The organism is Vibrio sp. Sgm 5 (assembly GCF_026241575.1).
GTDB classification, from domain to species: domain Bacteria; phylum Pseudomonadota; class Gammaproteobacteria; order Enterobacterales; family Vibrionaceae; genus Vibrio; species Vibrio jasicida.
Genome location: NZ_JAPHPY010000020.1, coordinates 13,223 through 34,335, shown reverse-complemented (window position 1 = coordinate 34,335; position 21,113 = coordinate 13,223). Strand labels below are relative to the sequence as shown.

General features: G+C 45.2%; 18 protein-coding genes and 1 pseudogene. 7 read left to right on the top strand and 12 right to left on the bottom strand.

Annotated elements, in window-relative coordinates; genetic code table 11:
* Positions 1-81: 81 nt before the first annotated feature.
* Positions 82-441, top strand: coding sequence for a DUF6559 family protein (locus OQJ86_RS12785; protein WP_265987990.1), 360 nt, complete (start codon positions 82-84; stop codon positions 439-441).
* Positions 442-469: 28 nt separating this feature from the next.
* A complete protein-coding gene (locus tag OQJ86_RS12780; RefSeq protein WP_265987988.1) occupies positions 470-1,384 on the top strand; it encodes a LysR family transcriptional regulator in 915 nt (304 codons plus the stop codon).
* A 76-nt stretch (positions 1,385-1,460) separates the two neighbouring features.
* On the opposite strand, the gene OQJ86_RS12775 is transcribed toward OQJ86_RS12780, so the two are convergent.
* Complete coding sequence (locus OQJ86_RS12775; protein ID WP_265987987.1) at positions 1,461-2,465, bottom strand: DUF1214 domain-containing protein; 1,005 nt, start codon at positions 2,463-2,465, stop codon at positions 1,461-1,463.
* Between the two features lie 125 nt (positions 2,466-2,590).
* On the bottom strand, positions 2,591-3,547 hold the full coding sequence (locus OQJ86_RS12770) for an AraC family transcriptional regulator (RefSeq protein ID WP_265987986.1): 957 nt from the start codon (positions 3,545-3,547) through the stop codon (positions 2,591-2,593).
* A gap of 201 nt (positions 3,548-3,748) precedes the next feature.
* Between OQJ86_RS12770 and OQJ86_RS12765 the strand changes: the two genes are divergently transcribed.
* Positions 3,749-5,224, top strand: coding sequence for a DUF1214 domain-containing protein (locus OQJ86_RS12765; protein ID WP_041056638.1), 1,476 nt, complete (start codon positions 3,749-3,751; stop codon positions 5,222-5,224).
* A gap of 69 nt (positions 5,225-5,293) precedes the next feature.
* Here OQJ86_RS12765 and OQJ86_RS12760 read toward each other — a convergent pair whose 3' ends face one another.
* The 5 genes from OQJ86_RS12760 to ppsA all read right to left on the bottom strand — a co-directional run bounded on the left by OQJ86_RS12760 (position 5,294) and on the right by ppsA (position 11,366).
* Entirely contained in the window at positions 5,294-5,590 is a 297-nt protein-coding gene (locus tag OQJ86_RS12760; protein ID WP_061007561.1) for a Dabb family protein, read from the bottom strand.
* A 167-nt stretch (positions 5,591-5,757) separates the two neighbouring features.
* Positions 5,758-7,014, bottom strand: coding sequence for a tyrosine--tRNA ligase (gene tyrS / locus OQJ86_RS12755; protein WP_265987985.1), 1,257 nt, complete (start codon positions 7,012-7,014; stop codon positions 5,758-5,760).
* Positions 7,015-7,095: 81 nt separating this feature from the next.
* Entirely contained in the window at positions 7,096-7,917 is an 822-nt protein-coding gene (locus tag OQJ86_RS12750) for a helix-turn-helix domain-containing protein (protein ID WP_237303918.1), read from the bottom strand.
* 116 nt (positions 7,918-8,033) lie between these two features.
* Positions 8,034-8,813 (bottom strand): lipoprotein, encoded by a 780-nt coding sequence (locus OQJ86_RS12745; RefSeq protein WP_039975510.1) that lies wholly within the window; start codon positions 8,811-8,813, stop codon positions 8,034-8,036.
* A 183-nt stretch (positions 8,814-8,996) separates the two neighbouring features.
* Positions 8,997-11,366, bottom strand: a complete 2,370-nt coding sequence (gene ppsA / locus OQJ86_RS12740) for a phosphoenolpyruvate synthase (protein WP_265987984.1) — start codon at positions 11,364-11,366, stop codon at positions 8,997-8,999.
* A 179-nt stretch (positions 11,367-11,545) separates the two neighbouring features.
* Here ppsA and OQJ86_RS12735 point away from each other — a divergent pair, with 179 nt between their 5' ends.
* A complete protein-coding gene (locus tag OQJ86_RS12735; protein ID WP_265987983.1) occupies positions 11,546-12,379 on the top strand; it encodes a pyruvate, water dikinase regulatory protein in 834 nt (277 codons plus the stop codon).
* A gap of 141 nt (positions 12,380-12,520) precedes the next feature.
* Here OQJ86_RS12735 and OQJ86_RS12730 read toward each other — a convergent pair whose 3' ends face one another.
* Positions 12,521-13,732 (bottom strand): MFS transporter, encoded by a 1,212-nt coding sequence (locus OQJ86_RS12730; RefSeq protein WP_045483720.1) that lies wholly within the window; start codon positions 13,730-13,732, stop codon positions 12,521-12,523.
* A gap of 93 nt (positions 13,733-13,825) precedes the next feature.
* On the opposite strand from OQJ86_RS12730, the pseudogene OQJ86_RS12725 reads away from it, so the two are divergent.
* A pseudogene (locus OQJ86_RS12725) lies at positions 13,826-14,605 on the top strand (AraC family transcriptional regulator).
* Between the two features lie 116 nt (positions 14,606-14,721).
* Here OQJ86_RS12725 and ansB read toward each other — a convergent pair.
* Together ansB and OQJ86_RS12715 are read right to left on the bottom strand one after the other, a co-directional pair.
* Positions 14,722-15,786 carry an L-asparaginase 2 gene (ansB, locus tag OQJ86_RS12720; RefSeq protein WP_038865054.1) on the bottom strand — a complete coding sequence of 355 codons (1,065 nt, stop codon included), beginning with the start codon at positions 15,784-15,786 and terminating at the stop codon, positions 14,722-14,724.
* Positions 15,787-16,112: 326 nt separating this feature from the next.
* A complete protein-coding gene (locus OQJ86_RS12715; RefSeq protein ID WP_265988019.1) occupies positions 16,113-17,600 on the bottom strand; it encodes an EAL domain-containing protein in 1,488 nt (495 codons plus the stop codon).
* 464 nt (positions 17,601-18,064) lie between these two features.
* Here OQJ86_RS12715 and OQJ86_RS12710 point away from each other — a divergent pair, with 464 nt between their 5' ends.
* Positions 18,065-18,280, top strand: a complete 216-nt coding sequence (locus OQJ86_RS12710; protein ID WP_080774341.1) for a hypothetical protein — start codon at positions 18,065-18,067, stop codon at positions 18,278-18,280.
* Positions 18,281-18,442: 162 nt separating this feature from the next.
* Here the strand turns inward: OQJ86_RS12710 and OQJ86_RS12705 are convergent, their stop codons facing one another.
* Positions 18,443-19,699, bottom strand: coding sequence for an adenylosuccinate synthase (locus tag OQJ86_RS12705; RefSeq protein ID WP_265987982.1), 1,257 nt, complete (start codon positions 19,697-19,699; stop codon positions 18,443-18,445).
* A gap of 107 nt (positions 19,700-19,806) precedes the next feature.
* Here OQJ86_RS12705 and OQJ86_RS12700 point away from each other — a divergent pair, with 107 nt between their 5' ends.
* A complete protein-coding gene (locus OQJ86_RS12700) occupies positions 19,807-20,673 on the top strand; it encodes a LysR family transcriptional regulator (protein ID WP_042604437.1) in 867 nt (288 codons plus the stop codon).
* A gap of 3 nt (positions 20,674-20,676) precedes the next feature.
* Here the strand turns inward: OQJ86_RS12700 and OQJ86_RS12695 are convergent, their stop codons facing one another.
* A complete protein-coding gene (locus OQJ86_RS12695) occupies positions 20,677-21,111 on the bottom strand; it encodes a DUF6795 domain-containing protein (protein ID WP_038865057.1) in 435 nt (144 codons plus the stop codon).
* Positions 21,112-21,113: the final 2 nt, after the last annotated feature.

Sequence of the window (21,113 nt, the reverse complement as noted above, 5' to 3'; positions counted from 1 at the left end):
AAGCATCATAACGTTATGCACAAAATATAACGTGACTTTTGATAACCGATACTTTTTTGAAAAGAGAAATAGGGAATTAATGTGCTGAGAGTCATTCAACGTCGTCGAATCAAGAAGGTCATTAAGTTGCTTTCTGTCAGATTGATTAAGGGCTATGGAAGTCGCGAGTATTTCTCTATCGGACAAGTGCAAAACAGTACAAGCGAGTTGAGCAAGCGCCAACAACAGATCGCTTTGGCTCTGTATGCCGATCCTCAAGAACTAAGTGCAGAAGTTAGAGCTGAGCTTACTTCCTTGCGTGCCGATGTCTCGAATGACTTTTTCGATGGTGGTGATTACACCGCACAAGATGTTCTGAATTTGCTTGGCTCGGGCGGTTGGAAAGGCGGTCGTATGGACGATGATATGTCGCACCGATTCGGAATGAATAGCCGATATTAAACAGGATTGTATTAGGGAACGAATCACGATGAAGCAACTGGATCTCAACTTACTTCGGATCTTTCTGGTGTTACTTGAAACCAAGAACACGCGCATTGCAGGTGACCAATTAGCGTTGAGCCAACCCGCAGTCAGCAAAGCGTTGGGAAGGCTGCGTGATTACTTTGATGATGAGCTGTTTACTCGTGTTCACTCTGGCTTAAAGCCAACGCCTCGTGCACTTGAGCTGGGTGACAAGCTGCCGATGATCATGGAGAGTTTGGATGAGGTGATTCTAGATTCGCCAACGTTTGAACCTGCCGACTACCGAGGCAACATTACCATTGCGATTAATGGCTTTATCTCCAATTGGCTCGGTGCACGTTTGTGTCTCGCGGTGATTGAAGAGGCACCAAACGCACAAGTAAACATAGTGAATTGGGGCTCTCAAACACTCAAAAAGTTGCTCGATGGCGAAATTCAAGCGGCCATCAATTACTCGCCGATCGACACCAATAAGCAATTTACCCACCAAGTGATTGGTGAAGATGATTTTGTTGGGTTAGTGAAAATCAACCACCCTTTGGCAGGAAAGACCTTGTCTCAAGCTGAAATCAATCAAGCAGAATACGCCAGTTTGGTGGTGCCGGGTTGGAATGATACTCAGCCCTTTATTGCTAAGCACCTTTCAAGTGAAGTGTTGAAAGTAAAAGCACGAAGCTCCTATTTGCATACCTTGCTCGATGTGGTTAAGCAGAGTGAGATCATCTTGCCTTGCTCTCGACAGCTTGCTCATTATCTGTGCGGTGAGTTTGAGTACGTCTCTTTCCCGAATCACACCCCAGATGAGCTTAAAAATATTGTGCTGGTGGAATCACACAATAAGCGCATGCATCCGATGCATCAGTGGCTCAAACGAAAAATCATCACTACTTCCCAAGCTATCATCCAAGAAAAACAATAAGCCTCTCCATCGAGAGGCTTGTTCTTAGAGGTGTGTTCTCAGAGGCTTGGTCTGAAGAGATTAAGCCTGTTCTGCGTTATTTTGCCGTCACGTTCGGGAAGTTGTGCATTTCCTCAATCGCTTTGGCTTTGTCACTTGGACGATAAGCGCGCAGCGCGAAATTCCAGCCCGCATCGTTCACTTCAATCACGTTATTCGCGGCACCACAAGTCTCGCCTTTCGGTGCGAAGTGAATGGTGTAAGAGCCATCTTTGTTTGGTACAGCGGAGGTTGAGTCTGCGCTGTTGTTATCCGTCATCAACCAGCCTTTGCCTGAGTATGCGGTGATAGACCAGTCACCGCCTTTTTCATAGCTTAGTGACGGTTTGTCGAAGGTGATGTCAGCACACTCAACTTTGCCAGTACCAGCTCGTGAAGAGTACACCGCGTACTCTGCTGGTAAGCCAGCCCAGCCCACAGCGGTACCAATCATAAATTGCTTGTTATCTGGCGTTGCAGTAATGCCAGTAGTGAAGGCTTCTTCTGTCTTAATCGTGTTGACTTGCTTCTCCCATTTAGCACGCACCGCGTCGCGAGAGGCGCTGTCCCAATCTTGCGCTGGCTTAAATGGTTTTGCGGATTTTGCATCAATCACGGCGGCATCTTGTAAGCGATGTGCCTCTTCCATGCCTGCTGTCGTAGCGGTACGCATTAGGATGTAAATGTAATCCGAGCCTGCAATTTTCGAATCAATGTAGATCTCGTCACCACCGTAAATGGCCATATGGTTGTCGTGATTGTTGTTGAAGAAATGCATGATTTGGTAAGCATCACCTTTCGCTAAACGGAAAGTGGCCCCTTTCGACACATCGACCACGGCTGTCGAGTAGAGCAAGTCGGTGTTTGAGCGAATGATCATCTGATTATCAACGGTGACGCTGTCTCGGTTGTGGTCAAACACATTGATTGGTTGGCGCTCTAGTTGTTGAGTGAAGTACAGATCAGTTTCTGCGCGGGCGAAGTTTTCGTCGGTCACTTTAACGGCTGCCATGGTCTGCATAGAGGTGATGGCAATAAGAGTCGCTAAGATGGTCTTTTTCATGTCGCTTACCTTGAGGTCGTCATTAAGAGATGACCTCACTTTATCGATATGATTGTGATGACAGAAATGAATTGATGTAATTTAGATAATAACCAAATCGAATTGCAAGCTTGGATTGCTAGCTGTCACACGCAATGCTGTTTTCGATATTGCAAAGGTGTGATGCCATTGGTGCGTTTGAACTGGCGAATAAAAGAATCGGCAGAAGCGTAGCAAAGCATGTCAGCAATAGTGCGGATTGGATATTCGCTGTTGGTGAGCAGTTTCTTGCTCTCGGTGTCGCGAACTGAATTCACGATATCTCGGTAGGTGAGGTTATTTTTGTTCAACAAGTTCTGCAATGTTCTCGGGTGGATGCCGAGCATTTTGCTGACCAAGGTTTTGCTGATATCACCGAGAGGAAGCAATAGCAGAATCGAGTTGGTGGTGATTTCTAATAGCGTGTTGTGATGTTGAAGACCGTGAGAGACTTTGCGTCGCATTTGATTGGTGATGGTCATCTCCAAATCGGGCTTTTCTGCGAGTAGGGCTTTGGGGAACTCAAAACCGTCGAACTGACTACCCAATATCACTTTGCATCCAAAGAAACGTTCAAGACGTTCTATCTGTGTTTGCTGCTGTGCTCCTGATTCACCTTGGTAGCGCGCTTTAAAATGGACTTGATGCAACTTCAACCGTTCGCCCAATACCATCTTGAACGTTGTAATAATGCCTCCGATGGAAAGCAAAGCGTGTTGGCTTGTATCGACATTGGGTTGGAATAAGAACTGGGTAAAGTGGCGAGCAATGTCTTCACGAATATCAAGTTGATGGCGAGAAGCGCGCTGTTGATAGCTGTATAGACCAAACAAAACCGGATAGATGTTTGCGAGAGATTCCTGACTGGCAATCAGCAACATAGCGATGTCCAAAGACTGGTAGTCAATCAAGGTACTGAGCTCTAGGGCGAACAGCGGGTCTTTAGTCTCTTTGGCGGCCAAGTTCAGCAGTTCTGCAAATTGCTGATGGCTAAGTTCTTGGTTTTCATCGTGTAAGGTTGAGATTTGAATGTTGAGCTTTGAGGTTAAGGTTTGAGGCTCCACACCATATCGTCTGCACAATCTAGGAAAAGCAGAGAGATATAACGCACTCAATCGATATTCGTTTTTCACTCAAATATTCTCAAAATGTCAACTTTCAGTCTTGGCTTGTTTTTATACTGCGCCACATTGAGTTGGTCAAGAAATGACTGATTTCAACTTCATCCTCCCGATACCGCCTGAAACGACGAGTAGAGAATAGACATGAAAAAAGTAACGAAAACCCTTATCTCTGGTTTGATATTTGCCGCTTTAACCAGCAGCGCATACGCAGACAACAACATCAAGATTGAGAACATGCACACCCGCTCTGGTGATTTTGCTTTTGAAACCAGTGTGCTCAATGGCATTCCAACAGAGGAAAGCTCAAAGAAACTGTTTAATCTGATGGATTTTCAGCGCGCGACACAAGCTTACATTTGGTCTATTCCGCTGACGTCTAACTACGCGTGGAAGGCGGCGTATGAAAAAATGGGCTCAGAAGATGGCCAAATCACTTATGTGGCATCCCATCAATCTAAATTGGGTGGCTTAACTTACAACACCTCAACACCCTACGCGATTACATGGTTTAACGTAGAGAAAGAGCCCGTTGTGGTGAACATCCCGACCGATGAACTGCGTGGTGCGGTGCATACCATGTGGCAGATTGGCATTGCACAAATGACCAAACCAGGCACATACGTCATAAAAGCCAAGGGCAGCGAAACACCAAAGAACCTACCAAAAGGTGCGGTGGTACTTGAATCGGATACCAACTATGTCTTCTTTGGTGTGCGTTTAATGGCGAAAACCGAGAAACAGCGCATGACGGACTTGGAGTCGATGTCTATCACGCATCTGGATGGCAAACCACTCAGCGATCGAGGTGTTAACTTCCCGAAAAAAGGTCTCGATGCGAAACACCCACGTGGTATGGAGTTTTGGCAAGTGCTCAACGAAGCCATTCAAACAGAACCTGTTGCAGAACGCGATCGCATGATGCATGACATGTTGCGTCCATTGGGTATTGAGAAGGGTAAACCTTTCGAGCCAAATGCCGAGCAAGTGAAGATCATGAAAGAAGCGGTAGTGCTTGGTGAGGCCATGACTAAGAATATCGACTTCAACAAAACGGGTCGTTTACATCAATCGGAATATGGGCCTGAAGGGAACCGTTGGGAAGTCGCAACAGCATCAACACCAAACCAAGATCGCGCTTATGGCATGGATCTCGATGGTCGCGCGGCATGGTTTTATGAAGCGGTTACGAATGATATTGCGATGCATGGTTTTGAAAACGGTGGCTGGGGTCAGATATACCTTGATAACTATCGTGACGGCGAAGGCTATGGCCTAAATGGTAGCAATCACTACACGCTGACATTAGATGGCGATGTGAACTACGCCGATTTGTTCTGGACCATTACGGTGTACAACGTGGAAAACCGTGCCATCATCGATAACGATATTCAACGTGCGGATGTGGGCTCAAACGTTCCGGGCACAGTGAAAGACGCAGACGGGAACTACACGTTCCACTTCTCACCAACTAAGCCAGAAGGTGTGAATGAAGCAAACTGGGTACAAACTCGACCAGATGAAAACTGGTTTGTGTATTTCCGAGCTTACTCACCAAGCAAGGCGTTTGTTGAGCAGAAACCAGAAACGATTCTGCCAAACTTTAAACACGTGAAGTAACCCTAAAAGCCACCATGATGAGAATTGTCGTGGTGGCTTTTTATTTGTACGGATACTTACCTGAGAGATTCAGATTTCGTAATCAAACACGATGATGTCTTCAAGCAGTGGTCTAAATACCTCTTTCAATGCATCGTGCTCTGGGTGAGGTAGGTAGTTCTGACGACCCGCTTCATCGGCAAACGTCATCATCACGGCGTGTGTGTAGTCTTTGTTCTTTCCTTCTGGGCTGTTGTTTAAGCCCCATTCAACGTCGGTGACGCCCTCCACCTTAGTAGGCATGGCTTCGAATAGCGCTCGAAGTTGTTGGATTTTGTCGCTGGTGGCAGATGCTTTAAATTTGATGAGTAGAATGTGTCTGATCATGATTTTGTGCTGTTGTTATATTTTGTTGTGTTTGAAGAACAACACTATAACGGGCATTCACTCTAAAGTTAGCTTTTGGCTTCACAAAATAGGGAAACAAAAACGCGAGCACAGTGGCTCGCGTTTTAGTTGGTCTAGCTAGGTCGGAGGTCGTTAGATGGGAACCGTTAACCCTCGATGCGTTTCACCAAGTAGAAATGCTTTTTACCGCGTTGAAGCAACCAGTATTGATCGAACAACGGGAAGTTCAAACTTGGGTTTTCTGCATCCACTTTCTCGCCGTTCACACTAATGGCATTGTTGCCAATCAGTTCACGAGCAATACGCTTTGAGTTGGCTAAGCCCGATTCAACCAGTAGTTCTACCAAGTCTTGCTCAGCACTTTGCATACTCGGTAAGCCATCGAGCTCCAACTGTTTTAGCTCGCTCAAACTTAGTTGTTGTACATTGCCACTAAATAGCGCTTGAGTGATTCGCTCAGCACTTGCTAAGCCTTCTTCTCCGTGGACAAAACGCGTCATTTGCTCTGCTAAGATACGCTGTGCTTGCGGTTTGCCTTTGCTCTCTTTGTCTTGTGTTTCAATCGCTGCAATCTCATCGCAACTCAAGAAGGTGTAGTAGCGCAGGAAGTGGTAAACATCGGCATCTTCCGCGGATAACCAGAATTGGTAGAAAGCGTAAGGCGAGGTCTTACTTGGATCTAACCACACAGCGCCACCTTCGGTTTTACCAAACTTGGTGCCGTCAGACTTGGTGATCAAAGGTAAGGTTAAGCCAAATACTTGTTCACCATTTTGACGGCGAGTAAGGTCAATACCGCTAACAATGTTGCCCCACTGGTCGTTACCACCGATTTGTAGGCGGCAGCCGTACTGACGGTTTAGTTCTGCGAAGTCGTAAGATTGCAGCAGTGCGTAACTGAACTCGGTAAATGAGATGCCTTGATCTGGACGTTGTAAGCGTTGCTTCACCGACTCACGGCTGATCATGGTATTCACGGAGAAATGCTTACCTACGTCGCGGAAGAAGTCGATCACGTTAATCTGCTTCACCCAATCCGCATTGTTTACCATGATCATTGGCTTGCTGACTTGGTTACTCATCAACTGTTGAATTTGATTCGACAGATCTTGTACCCAACCCGTTACGATCTCTTCTGAGTTTAAGCTTCGCTCAGTGGCTTTAAAGCTTGGGTCGCCAATCATACCGGTCGCACCACCAATCAGAGCAATGGCTTGGTGTCCTGCATCTTGAAAACGTTTGAGCATAATCAGTGGCACAAGGTGGCCAATGTGCAAGCTACCTGCGGTTGGATCGAAACCGCAGTACAAGGTTTGTGGCTCAGATAGCAGTTGTTGAACTTGGTTTAAATCGCTCGCTTGGGCAATCAAACCGCGAGCTTGTAAATCTTCAATCAGTGTCATCGTCTTATCTTTATCTGGTTTGGTTGTATTCAGATTAAAAGGCGATGCGGAATCGAGATATATCCCTAAAGGGACAGTTTGTTATCTTGATTGAGTGATCAGGTGGTTGAGAAACAACTGAAAGAACTCGCTTAAAGACGCCACATTCAGTTGTGCGTAGATGCGTTTACGGTGATTCTTAACTGTGCCTTCTGCCACATCTAGCTGCGTTGCTATCTCTTTGCTGTCATAGCCTTGCGCGATCAATGCCGCGATTTCTTGTTCTCGATTAGTGAGGACGGTTTGGCCAAACGATGCCAATGCGGATTCAATCGCGGCACGCATTTGTCCTGAATAAGCGTTAGAACTGAAGACTGGTTCGGCGAGTGTAAACTCGGTTTGTTTCCAGTGTTGTTGGCATAAAGACTGAATAATCGCGAAGTAAGATTTGAGCTTGGTGACTTGAGGTTTGGTGAAGCGTTTGTCGTCTTGCATAAAACCGAAGTAGAGCATCACCCAACGTGCCGGCTCGATTTCGATCAGCATGCTGAGCTCGTCCTTCCAGCCCGTTTGATGGTAAAACTGCTGACAGTAGGCTTGGTAATCGAGATCGTTACGCGCGACGTCTTTGCTTACCACATCTTTGAGCGTAAAGATGCCTTGCTCTTTGTTGGCGTTAAGCTTCTGGTAAAACGGGTCGTTTTGAAAAGAGGTAGTGAGATAACGCTGGAACAAAAGCTCGCGTTCATTTTCAATTGAATCATACAGATAGATAGGGTGTTTACCTTCGCGGTAGCCGAAGATCACCGCACAATCAAAACTCAATAACGAAGCAATAACGCGCATCAGTTTAGGCGTAAAGCTTGGTGAATTAAGAGCAGATATTGTTTCTGCAAGTTGAGTGTTGAATGCGTCGTTAGGCATGGGAATTCGAGCGTGCGATAAAGGTTGAGATAAGCATAACGCAACAGACCGTGATCCCAAAGTGATCAAAAAGGGAGCCCTGTGCTCCCCTTAAATAAATCGATGCGTTCTTGAGATTACTGCGAATCGGTCAGCTCTTTATTCACCCAGTATTTTGAGCCAGAAACGTTCGCATCAACCAACAAGCCTGTGGTGTTGAGCTGATATACCGCCACGCCGCTGTTGAATTGCGCTGTCATTTCTTCGCCGTCCTCACCCGCAACTAAAGAGGCTTCGCTTGATGCTTCCCAACCTTCTTCGACAAAGGTGTTGAAATCTTTTTCATGTTCGAACAACACCACTTGTTGGTAGAACTTACCGCCAACACCAAGGGCAACACCCGCACCAAACATATTCATGTAAGTGCGCTTGTCCGTCGACTTGTTCACTGCAACACCAGAGCCGGAGTTGGTATGGAACATCAGCGACAGTTTGCGAGAATCAAACACCGCATAACCGTAAGCTTTATCGTAAAGATCTTTCGCTTCTGGTTTCTCATTGAAGAGCTTTAGCAGAGTGCTATCCGCCATTAAATCAATTGCTTGGCGCGCTTCTTCTGGCGTATCACCTTCCATCAATTCATCGATTTTCTTATCGGCATCGTCGATCCACTTTTTACTGGTCTCAATACTGGCATCAGTCCATTCACCCGCAGTGTTGATCGCATCTTCAGACCAGTTAGTGAAATCTTGCCAAGCTTGTTTTGAGAACGCCTTGGTGTCATCCCAAGTGTCTTTTGCAGTATCAGAGACGGCGTCACCAAGGTCTGAGAGACTGTTAGAAATGTCGTCCCAATCTGCGTAAGCCGGAGAGGCGAGTAGCGTTAAAGCGGTAACAAGTGCAAGTGGCTTTTTCATAGGTCCATTCTTTTATGAAATCAGATTCTTTCATTCTAGGTGAAAATTCTCAGAGGGAAAATTAGCACGCCGTTTAGGTTGGGATTATCGTCACGAACTCACAGAGCTTTGACATGATAGACAAAGAAAAAGCCCTCAAACCGAGGCTTGAGGGCTTTGCATTGCGAGTTGGAAAGGAGCGTATTACTTGCTCACTTTACCTAGCTTCAACCAAGTATCGATAACCGTATCTGGGTTCAATGACACAGAGCTGATGCCTTGTTCCATCAACCATTCCGCTAGGTCATCGTGGTCTGATGGGCCTTGGCCACAGATACCGACGTATTTGCCTGCTTTGGTTGCCGCATCAATGGCCATTTGCAGCATGGCTTTCACTGCTGGGTTGCGTTCATCGAATAGGTGAGCAACGTCGCCAGAGTCACGGTCAAGACCAAGCGTAAGCTGAGTCATGTCGTTTGAACCGATAGAGAAACCATCGAAGTACTTCAAGAACTCTTCAGCAAGCACTGCGTTTGACGGTAGCTCACACATCATGATGACTTTCAAACCTTGGTCGCCGCGGCGTAGGTCGAACTTAGCTAGTAGGTCGATAACCGATGCCGCTTCGCTTGGTGTACGTACGAATGGGATCATGATTTCAACGTTCTTCAGACCCATCTCGTTACGAACGCGTTTGATTGCTTGAGTTTCTAGCTCGAAACAGTCTTCAAACACTGGAGAAATGTAGCGAGACGCACCACGGAAGCCCAGCATAGGGTTCTCTTCATGTGGTTCGTAACCTTTACCGCCCACCAAGTTGCTGTACTCGTTCGATTTGAAATCAGACATACGAACGATCACGCGTTTTGGCCAGAATGCAGACGCGATAGTCGCGATGCCTTCGGTTAGCTTGCTAACGTAGAAATCGATTGGATCTTTGTAGCCACGAATACGCTCAGTGATTTCAGCTTTTAGCTCATCACTCTGCGCATCGAAGTTCAGCAACGCTTTCGGGTGAATACCAATCATCTTGTTGATGATGAATTCAAGACGCGCAAGACCCACACCTTCGTTTGGAATTTGAGCGAAGTCGAATGCACGGTCTGGGTTACCCACGTTCATCATGACTTTGGTTGGAAGCAGCGGAAGCTCATCGACCGCAGAGCGTTTGATTTCGAAATCCAGCTCGCCTTGGTAAACGTAGCCCGTTTCACCTTCTGCACAAGACACTGTTACGGTCTCGCCGTCCGTCAGTTTGCTGGTGGCATCACCACAACCAACGATAGCCGGAATACCAAGCTCACGTGCGATGATCGCTGCGTGGCAAGTACGGCCGCCACGGTTAGTGACAATCGCAGACGCCTTCTTCATCACTGGTTCCCAATCTGGGTCAGTCATGTCTGTCACCAGCACATCACCATCTTGCACCAATGACATTTGGTCTAGAGAGTCGACTAAGCGCACTGGGCCTTTGCCGATACGTTGACCAATCGCACGACCTTCAACCAAAACGTCTGCTTTGTTGCTTAGCTCGTAACGCTCAATCACGTTTTGCTCGCTTTGAGAACATACTGTCTCTGGGCGTGCCTGTACGATGTAAAGCTTGCCGTCGATGCCATCTTTTGCCCACTCAATATCCATAGGACGTTTGTAGTGCTTTTCGATGATCATCGCTTGTTTGGCTAGCTCTTTGATCTCTTCATCATTCAGAGAGAAGGCGTTGCGCTCTTCAATTGAAGTATCGATGATCTCAACTTGCTTGCCGATCTCTTGACGGTCTGAGTAGATCATTTTGATCTGCTTAGAGCCAAAGGTCTTCTTAACGATAGGGTGTTGACCCGCTTCTAGCATTGGCTTGTGAACGTAGAATTCATCAGGGTTAACCGCACCCTGAACCACCATTTCACCCAAGCCCCAAGAAGAGGAGATGAATACGACTTGGTCGAAGCCAGATTCCGTATCTAGGGTGAACATAACGCCAGAAGAGGCTTTGTCCGAGCGCACCATGCGTTGAATACCTGCCGATAGCGAAATGCCACGGTGGTTAAAGCCTTGGTGTACACGGTATGAAATAGCACGGTCATTGAACAAAGAAGCGTAAACGTGCTTGGTTGCTTCTAGTACTGCATCAATGCCTTTTACGTTTAGGAACGTCTCTTGCTGACCAGCAAATGACGCATCCGGTAGATCCTCTGCAGTTGCAGAAGAGCGAACGGCAACAGAAATCTCAGGATGATTGTCTGTCAGTTCTTTGTAGTTATCACGGATGTCTTGTTCAAGATCCGCAGGGAACGGGGCTTCTAATACCCATTGACGAATGGTGGCACCTGTCTTACGCAGGGCTTCTACATCCTCAACGTCCAGTTCATCAAGTAGTTGGTGAATACGCTCATCCAAACCTTCGTGGTCTAGGAATTGATTAAACGCATAAGAGGTGGTCGCAAAACCGTTTGGTACTGATACGCCAACATTGGCTAGGTTAGAAACCATTTCGCCAAGTGAAGCATTCTTACCGCCGACTTTGTCGACATCATCCATGGATAGGCCATTGAACCAGAGGGTGTTCTTTTGCATGTCTTTCTCCAGAAACATTGCAGCAATTGTAGGGGGACTTAAAGGCAAACGATTACGTATTGGCTAAAAAAATTCTCAAGGAATTTTCAAAGCTGTGGGGAACGTAATTGCAAGCCAAATTGATTTATTAATATTATGTAAACTATCCTACTCAAATGAATTTGAAAAAATAAACAAAAATGCAAATAAATAGCCAAAGTCGTGATGTATTCTATGTTTCTGACGGAACGGCCATAACATGTGAGACATTAGGGCATGTTGTTCTGGGTCAGTTTCCTTTCATTGCTAATGAAAAACCCTTTCCTTTTGTCGAAACGCCAGACAAAGTTGCCGATGTTATTAAAGAAATTGAAATTTCCTACCAGCGAGAAGGCGTTAAACCATTGGTATTCTTCTCAATTGTGGTACCAGAACTTCGTGAATTGCTTCGCAAGGCCCCTGCAAATTGTTATGACGTGTTAGAGAGCATTGTGCAGAAAGTAGGAGACGACATTCAAATGAAGCCACAACCAAAGCTGCAACGTTCACGCAGTGTTGGTAAAGATTCTGATACTTATTTCGACCGAATCGCTGCGATTGAATACACGCTTGCTCATGATGATGGCATCACTTTAAAAGGCTTAGAAGAGGCCGATATTATTTTGCTGGGTGTGTCGAGAAGTGGTAAAACGCCCACCAGTCTATACATGGCGATGCAATTTGGTATGCGCGTAGTGAATTACCCGTTTATCGCCGAAGACGTCAAGATGATGCGTTTATTACCGGAGTTTGAAATCCATCGTCATAAGCTGTTTGGTTTAACCATCAACCCTGAACGGTTGAATGAAATCCGCGAGAACCGCTTGTCAGGCAGCGAATACGCCAGCACTGAGCAATGTAAGTTGGAGCTTGATACAGTAGAAGCGCTGTTCAGAAGAGAAGCTATCCCTTACATCAACACGTCATCGCTGTCGGTGGAAGAAATCACCACGCGTATATTAGAAAGAGCAGGAATGAAACGTCGCCTATTTTAAGGACATTTCCGGATATTACTTGAGTACAGAACTTAACAAGGTGCCGATAGCCAATATCGGCACCTTGTTTTCTTATGGGTGTGTCTTTTTAAGGAGATCTTGCCTCAATTCATAGCGTTGATACTAAGTAAGCTGGGAGCCTTAACGGGTTTTGATCATTTGTGGTTTGCCTGCAATGAAAGCGATGCCAGTCCATACCAAGGAAATCGCAAATAGGAAAATCAAAGGCTCTTGCCAAGAATGAAAGGATTCATGCAAAAAGCCGAAAATCATCGGGCCGGTGGCGGCAAATAAATACCCGACGCATTGCGCCATACCGGACAGCGCAGCCGCTTGGTGTGCGTCGTGCGTGCGTAAGCCAACAAAAGACAGGCTAAGAATAAACCCGCCACCAAGACTAAACCCGATCGCAATGACCCACACCACAGCAAGCTGAGGCAATAGCATTAACCCGATAAGCCCCAATGCAGCACAAGCTGAAATCATGCTGCTTAAACCGCGTTTGTCTTTCATTCTGGCCATAAGAGGGATAAGAACCAAAGCAGGAACAGCAGTGGCAAGTTGAAGCACCCCATGTAAGACGCCGGCTTCATTTTCTGAATAACCTTTTTCAAGCAATATGCTTGGTAACCAGCTTACGAAGATGTACATCATAAAAGAATTAAGCGCGAGGTAAGCCGTGACCTGCCATGCTGCGAGTGTGCGCCAAAGGTAATGATGGCCTTCCAATGTGGTGGTATCTGCCGTTGGTCGAGTATGTTGGTGTACTTGCGGTAGCCACAGCACAATCGCAAGAACTGGGAAAATCAAGACGCTAGCTAATGACAATCCCCAGTGTGGGATTTGGTCAATATGCCATTTGGTTGCCCAATCCATGATCGGATACGCTGCGCTTGCACTGAATGTTGATGCGACGCCCATCATCAAGACATACATAGAGGTGAGTGTCGTGACCTTATGAGGAAAATCTCTTTTCAGTAGGCTGGGTAAAAGTACATTCCCAAAAGCAATGCCAATGCCAATCAACAGAGTGCCAAGGTAAAGCATAGTAACTGCCCCAAGTGAGCGTAGGATAATCCCGAAAGAGATAACCACGAGCGCAAACATCAATGCTGGTTCTAGCCCTACTTTACGCGCAACGCCTGACGACACTGGAGAAAATACTGCAAAGGCGATCAAAGGCAAGGTTGTAATAAAGCCAGCGAAAGTGGGGGAAAGTCCTAAGTCTTTAGAGATGAAATCAAGAATGGGACCAACCCCGGTGATTGGTGCTCTTAGCGTGCTCGCGATAAGCATAATGCCAAGAATCAGGAGCAGAGGATGATTGAGCTTTACTTTATTTTTATGTGACATAATGTCGCCTCCTAGATAGTGGCGTCATAGTACGTCTTCGATTAGAATCTGAATTTATTGATATTGACACATTATTGCTAAAAACAGACAAGTATGGCGAACCCCCTTCCTAGCTCTTACTTTGACTCCGATGACTATCACCAAAAAGTGGTTGCGCTACGGATGCATGAAATCGAGCAAGATGAAGTGCCTTACCATCAGCATCGCAAGGGGCAATTGATCATGCCTTTGACCGGATTTGTAAAGAGTCAGATAGAAGATGCGATTTGGATGGTGCCAAATCATTGCGCGGTGTGGATTCCGAGCCACATTCCCCACAATAATGATATTGCGGCAAATACTGATATTTGCATGCTGTTTGTCGATCCGGTTATTCAAGGTTTACCCAATAAAACGTGCACCTTATCGGTTTCTCCTTTATTGCGAGAGTTAGTCATAAAGCTTGCCAGCGAAGAGAAAGATTATGATGAAGCAGGACGAGTTGGGCGTTTAGCTCAAGTTTTAATCGATGAACTTATTAGCATGCCGACAGAGCGGTTTGATTTTCCAATTCCGAGAGAGCCGAGACTCAATAAATTAGCGTATTGGATGATTGATGATCCGAACAATCAAATACACATTGGTCAATGGGCGAAATCATTGGCGATGAGCGAGCGCACTTTAGCAAGGTAGGTTCAACAAGAATTGAGTATGACGTTTGGCCAATGGCGAGCGCAATTACATGCGATTGTCGCGATACAAAAACTGTCGAAAGGAGAAAGTGTTCAGCGAATTTCCGAAGATTTAGGCTTTGAGTCGGTTAGTGCGTTCATCACTTTTTTCAAAAAATTATTAGGTAAACCTCCTGCTCAATATATGAAAGATTTCCGTTGATGTCAGAGAGCAATTCATATCAACGAGATAGTGAGTAAGCCTTGAGGAGGCATAGTATTCGCCCCCTCATTGGTTGCAGATTATGTCATGCTTCTATTGACCTTTTACTTAGGTGATCAGTAAAACTCAAACATCTTTTGCACGGCTTGATAATCTTTAGTTTGTGTCAGAGACAACATCAATAAAATACGAGCTTTCTGCGGGTTCAATGTACCAGATGCAACGAAGCCATATTTGTCGTCGTCTATTTCTGCGTCCAAGGTAGTAGACCCAGTAGGCGTGCGAGAGCTGCGAACAACCATGATGCCATCTTTACTCGCCTTTTCTAACTCATCAAACACGCTATGGTATAAGTTCCCATTGCCCACACCAGCACTGACAATACCATCAAACTTCGCATCAACTAACGCTTTGACTGGCAAATTAGACGCGTTGGCGTAGTTATAAACAATGCCCACTTGAGGCAGTTTATCAAGTTTAGATACGTCAAAAGTGGTTTCAGTAGTGTGTTTGCGCTCTGGACTTCTTTGATATTTCGCGTCGCTGTTATGAATGTAGCCAAGTGGACCAAAGTTCGGTGATTGGAACGTGCTGACCGAAGTGGTGTTGGTCTTAGTGACATCACGGGCATCAAATATGGTGTCGTTCATTGCGACTAAAACGCCGCGGCCTTGTGAGTCTTCATCTGTTGCGGTCACAACGGCATTGTAGAGGTTCACTGGGCCGTCTGCGCTCATCGCGGTAGAAGGTCGCATCGCGCCAACGATGACGACGGGTTTGTCGCTTTTTACGGTGAGGTCAAGAAAGTAGGCTGTCTCTTCTAATGTATCCGTACCATGAGTAATGACGATACCGTCGACATCATCTTGCGCGAGCAATTCATTGACGCGCTTCGCTAATTTCAACCATACCTCGTCATTCATATCTTGAGAACCGATACTGACAACCTGCTCACCAGATATATCTGCAATCTTTGTCATGCTAGGCACCGCGTTGATCAGAGAATCTACTCCGACCTTACCAGCTGTGTAGCTGGATTCAGTGGCTGATTGTCCAGCGCCAGCAATCGTACCACCAGTCGCAAGAATCTTTATATTCGGAAGATCCGACTGAGCAAATGATAAAGAGCTGAAGCACAAACCAAGTGTTATCGCACTGAGGCGGAAAAGATTTTTCTTCATAGGGATCACCTGTTTTTGGGTTAGATGTTGGGGGAAGCGTTATCTATCCTAAAAACAGTACGGTAGATTTTTTGAGCACAACCTCACCAATTTACAGATAAAAATAGTGATCAACCAAGCACTTAAAGAATATCAAATCAGATGGTTAACGTAATCGACGTGCTTGATTAACAAGTGAGCCTTTCCAGTAATCTGGTCAACAATTGATTAATCGTAATTGATTCATTAGTAAATAAAGAAGCGCCGTTGTACCACTGGTCGGGAACAGGAAGTGGTAGAGCAGTTCCGCCTAACCAAAGTTCCGTGTAGTTCTAATGGTCTGTGCTTCAGTTAAATACAGGTTGAAGTTTTTGCAATTGGGATGACTGGCTTGATTGTACGTACTCAAGGAAGTCTTGTTTTGGTATAGGCTTTGAAAAGTAGAACCCCTGAATGTTATAGAACCCAAGCGAATGTAACACTCTCAGTTGAGAAGGATCTTCCACACCTTCGACTATGACCGACATATTTAAGGTTTGCGAAAGAGTATGAATGGCTTCGAGCAAAGGCTGGATGGTATGTCCGTTACTCAAGTTGTTCACAAAGACACGATCGATTTTTATGATATCAAATGGGTACTGAGTGATGAAATCTAAGCCTGAGTAACCGGTACCAAAATCATCAACAGCAATTCGGATACCGAGCCTTGATAGGCGGTCCAAGTGTGCACGCAAGGTCAAGAATTCGTCATCATTGAATATAGCCTCTTCGGTAATTTCAAACACCAAACGTTCACTAGCTAGATAGTGATACTTCAATCGAGACTCGACTTCATTAATAAAATCTCCTCGAAGTATCAAAGAGCGACTCACGTTTACACTGATATAGCGCTCACTGAACATGATTTTGTTTTCGCTGATCATGGTGATTGCATTGTCTAAAACCAAGTAAGTGATTTGGTCTATCAAACCGACTTTCTCTGCCAAAGGAATAAAAATACCCGGAGAGATAAACCCTTGTACTGGATCGTTCCAACGGACTAATGATTCTCCACCAATTACAGTTCTATCTCGCTGATCGACAATTGGTTGGTAGTGCACGCTCAAATTACGGCCTTTTATAGCTTGTGTTAGTGAGAATTCTAAACTGTTTTTGGCAAACTTCTTTGATGAGAAAAATAGGTGTATGACCAGAGCACAAGCCATGCCTAATAGTCCGATCCAGAGTTTGCTTGCCAAGTATTGCCAATAAAATGGAAAGCCTATTGTTGAGTAGACGGTAAATGGTAATAGTTTGGATGTGGCTTGCTCTTGCCTAAGTTCATTTTGAGTGATGGTGTTTATCGCCGTTCTATCAATGATGTCGATACGATAATGCATGTCACCAAAGCGGAAGATATCGGCAACCAATATTTGCAAGACTTGTTTTGGAAAGACGACGCTGATACCTCGATCTTTTTGTTCAGTGAAGAAAAGGATCAAGGCTTGATTGTTGGTAAGTGCCCTTTGAGTAAATGATAACGTAGCATGTATGTCGCTATCTCCCAAACGATTCAATATGCTGGAATAGATACGAAAAGAAGGATGTCGTTCACTACTGGTACATAGAGCATTGCCATTCTGATCGAACGTAGAGATATCTTTCGCCATTCCTAAGCTAAAGATGCTTGTTCGTAAGTCATGAATTAGTTCATCGCATGATTTAAGGAAGTACTTGTCATCTAACAAAGGGAGCAATTGCTGCACATTATCGCGCAACTCAGTTTCGATCGCCGAAACTGCTTGTTCTGTGAGCTTTTTATGATGTTGATTTGCGAGGGGGATAAAAGCCAACATTGAAATCGTAAATGATAGTAGGCCAACACCGACCAACTGAAAATTATTATTCCACTTCTTAGACATTGTTTTAAAGAATTGATTGGTCACAGAATTAAATCGAGCAAGCAGGTAATGACATAAAACTATCTTAACCGTCTCAGTTTTAGGATTTGGTCAGCGTAAACTGTGATCGCTATCTTATAAAATATAGCTAAGTTACTATTTTAAAATAAAAAATGTCGATTTCATTCACCTTTTTTTAAAGCTTAATGCATGTGCATGCATGAACGCTTTAGAGCGGTTTTTACCATTTCATTCAGTAGATAATCATCAAAAAATGACTTACACAAAATGCGATGGAAACGCACATTTTTTCACGAGTGCTCTGACAATGTCCTAACGAAAACACAAATAACTTCGATTAATTTAGTCTCAGCAAACGTTTTCGTTGTGTGATATTCCACTATCAAGAGGTTAGAGAAATGATCGCGAAAATTTACTCTGTTAAAGTGACTTGTCCGTGCTGTGGTGAGCTGCATACTCAACAATCGAAAGATTGGTTTATTGACCGAACTACACCGTTCTTAGTTGGGGAGGGATATGACTTCCACTGCGGCTGTGGGCAGGAAGTTGAATTTTCTTTTTTGGCTCAACAACACGGTTCGATTGTCAGGCCGATGAGTGATTTAGGTATTTGATACGAGAAACCTACAAGCATTCTTTTCTGCAACACTGGTTCGATGTATCTAACGATAAATAAGTTAAAAAAAAGCGGCTTTACCCCGGAAAAGATAAAAAGCCGCTTGCTAATATAACCAAGTACTTAATGTGACTTGGATATAGACGTGTTAATCCACGTCTTAACGCATAATCATTTGCTCGCGACCAGGACCAACAGAAACCATTTTCACTGGCACGCCCATTAGTTCTTCAATACGTAGAACGTATTTTTGTGCCGCAACTGGTAGCTCTTCGAATTTACGACAACCAGTAATGTCTTCGCTCCAGCTTTCCATCTTCTCGTAGATTGGTGCTAGAGCAGCCGTTTGAGGCCAAATTGGGTTTTCGCTGTGCTCGCCTTCGTAACCAACACAGATTTTTAGATCTTTAAGACCCGTTAGACAGTCTACTTTGGTCAGAGCGATTTCAGTCGCTGCTTGAAGCTCAACGCCGTTCTTAGTCGCGACTGCATCAAAGTAACCCATGTCACGTGGACGACCTGTTGTCGCGCCGAATTCACCCGCTAGTTCACGGAATGCATCTTGCTCTTCCATTGCAGTGATTAGCGTACCAGTACCTACTGATGAGCTGAACGCTTTTGCTACTGCAATAACACGCTCTGGACGCAGAGCAGGAAGACCACTACCGATACCAGCGTACATAGACACAACGTTTGAAGATGTTGTCCATGGGTACTCACCGTAAACAAGGTCACGGCCCGCACCTAACTGTGCTTCGAACAGTAGAGTTTGGTCTTTTGCTTGCAGCTCTTTTAGTGGAAGCGTTACGTTGCAGATAGCATCACGCCAAGGAGCTGATACTTCTAGCAACCAGTTCGCCACCTCTTCTGCGGTTTGCTCGAATTCGAACGTTGGGTAAAGTGCACGTAGTTGTGGAAGTTTCCAGTCCATCCAGAACTTGATGCGTTCTACTAGAACTTCTGGTTGTTTCAACCAACCAACTAGGATGCCTTTTTTCATCACACGGTCGCCGTATGCAGGTGCAATACCTTGACGAGTTGAACCGTATGCTTTGTCGCCTAAGCGTTGTTCTTCTAGCGTATCTTCTAGTGCGTGTAGAGGTAGACACAGTGTTGCGCGATCAGAGATGCACATGTTCACTTTAACGCCCGCTTCCGCGACTTCCGCAATCTCCTCAGACAGCGACGCAGGGCTGATAACCATACCCGGACCTAAAACTGCCAAACAGTCAGGGTTGAAAACGCCACTTGGTAGCTGGTGCAGCTTGAACGTGCCTAGGTCGTTAACTACGGTGTGACCCGCGTTGTTACCACCTTGGAAACGAATGCTTGCAGAAGCTTGCTCTGCCAAAAAGTCAACGATGCGGCCTTTGCCTTCATCACCCCAGTTTGCACCCACAACAACGATAGACGACATAATTCATTCTCCAAAAACAGACCGGAAAATCTTAGGATGCTCGCATGAATAAGAGAAATTAATTATACTCATTAACTTGATAAGAAAGTCATATCGGGTAATTTTCTATGTTGGATTTGAACTGGTTACGTACGTTTGTCACCTTGGCAGAAGTAAAACATTTCGGAAAAACAGCGATTGAACTGCACATGACGCAGCCAAATGTCAGTCTTCACATCAAGCAACTAGAACAAGCCACTCGTACCAAGTTGATAGAGCGCAATCCTGTACAACTGACTCAGGCGGGTAAGCGGTTATTAGACACTGCCGAACACATGTTGAATGAGCTGCAAATCTGCCAATCCGATCTCAATGCCATTAATGACTTAACGCAAGGAACGCTCTCGATTGCGGCTAGTGACATTGTCTCGCGTCTGTTACTTATCAAGCCATTCCAGCAGTTCAAAAACGAGTATCCTGGTATCGACTTAGCACTGTTCAACACCACTTCATCGCAAGCGGTGGATTTGGTAAAAAGTGCCCGTGCTGACATAGGTTTTGTTATTGCTCAGAAAGAAAGCCAACCACTTCACTTTACGCCTCTGACCCAAATTCATTGGTGTGCCTTCGGTGACAATATTTTTGATTGGCGAGACAATAGCGAAGAAAACCAAACGCTGATTTTGCTCGGTCACGATACCCGAACGCGCGAACTGATTGACGCGTCACTTCCTGAGCTCAATCTGCCCAAACATCGTGTTATGGAAGTCGGCAGCGTAGAGGCTCAAATTGATTGGGCAGAAGCCGGTTTCGGAACGGCAATTGTGCCTGATTTCTCCCTCGATCCAAGATTGAAACTATCAAGAAAAGTGACGCCATTGCCCAGCTTCCCCAACACCGATTTTGGCTATATTGTTCGCCAAAACCAAGTGCTGTCTAAAGCCGCAAAACAGCTTCTTAAATGGGTAGCTGAGAATGTCTCTGTGGTGGGGTAAAGCTTAATACAGTTCTTCGAGGTTAAGCACGTTAAGTTCACAAACACTATAGATTTCATTAGTGATGGGTTCCGTTTTTGTTGTCGGATAAGTGAAGACTTTGAGTGGGGCGTCCAAGTTGCAGGTCAAGTTTTCAAGAGAAATGAACAGAAGGGGAGACGGGTGAAATGAATGGACTTTTGATTGCCATATCGTTATCTCATTACCTTGAAATTGGGTGCTGAGATCCAGCTTTACTCGAATATCTTGCAATGATTGATGTTGATGTTTTGAATCTAATAGCACGGCTTCAAAAACAAAGTACCCTTCCGCATTAGATTGTGTCGAGTCAGATACAACACCTTTGAAAACAATCGTCCTTTCGATATTGATGCCCTCAACGGGCTTGCCATTTAAACGCAGATAGCCAGATATATAAGGACTTAAAACACCTTTCATTT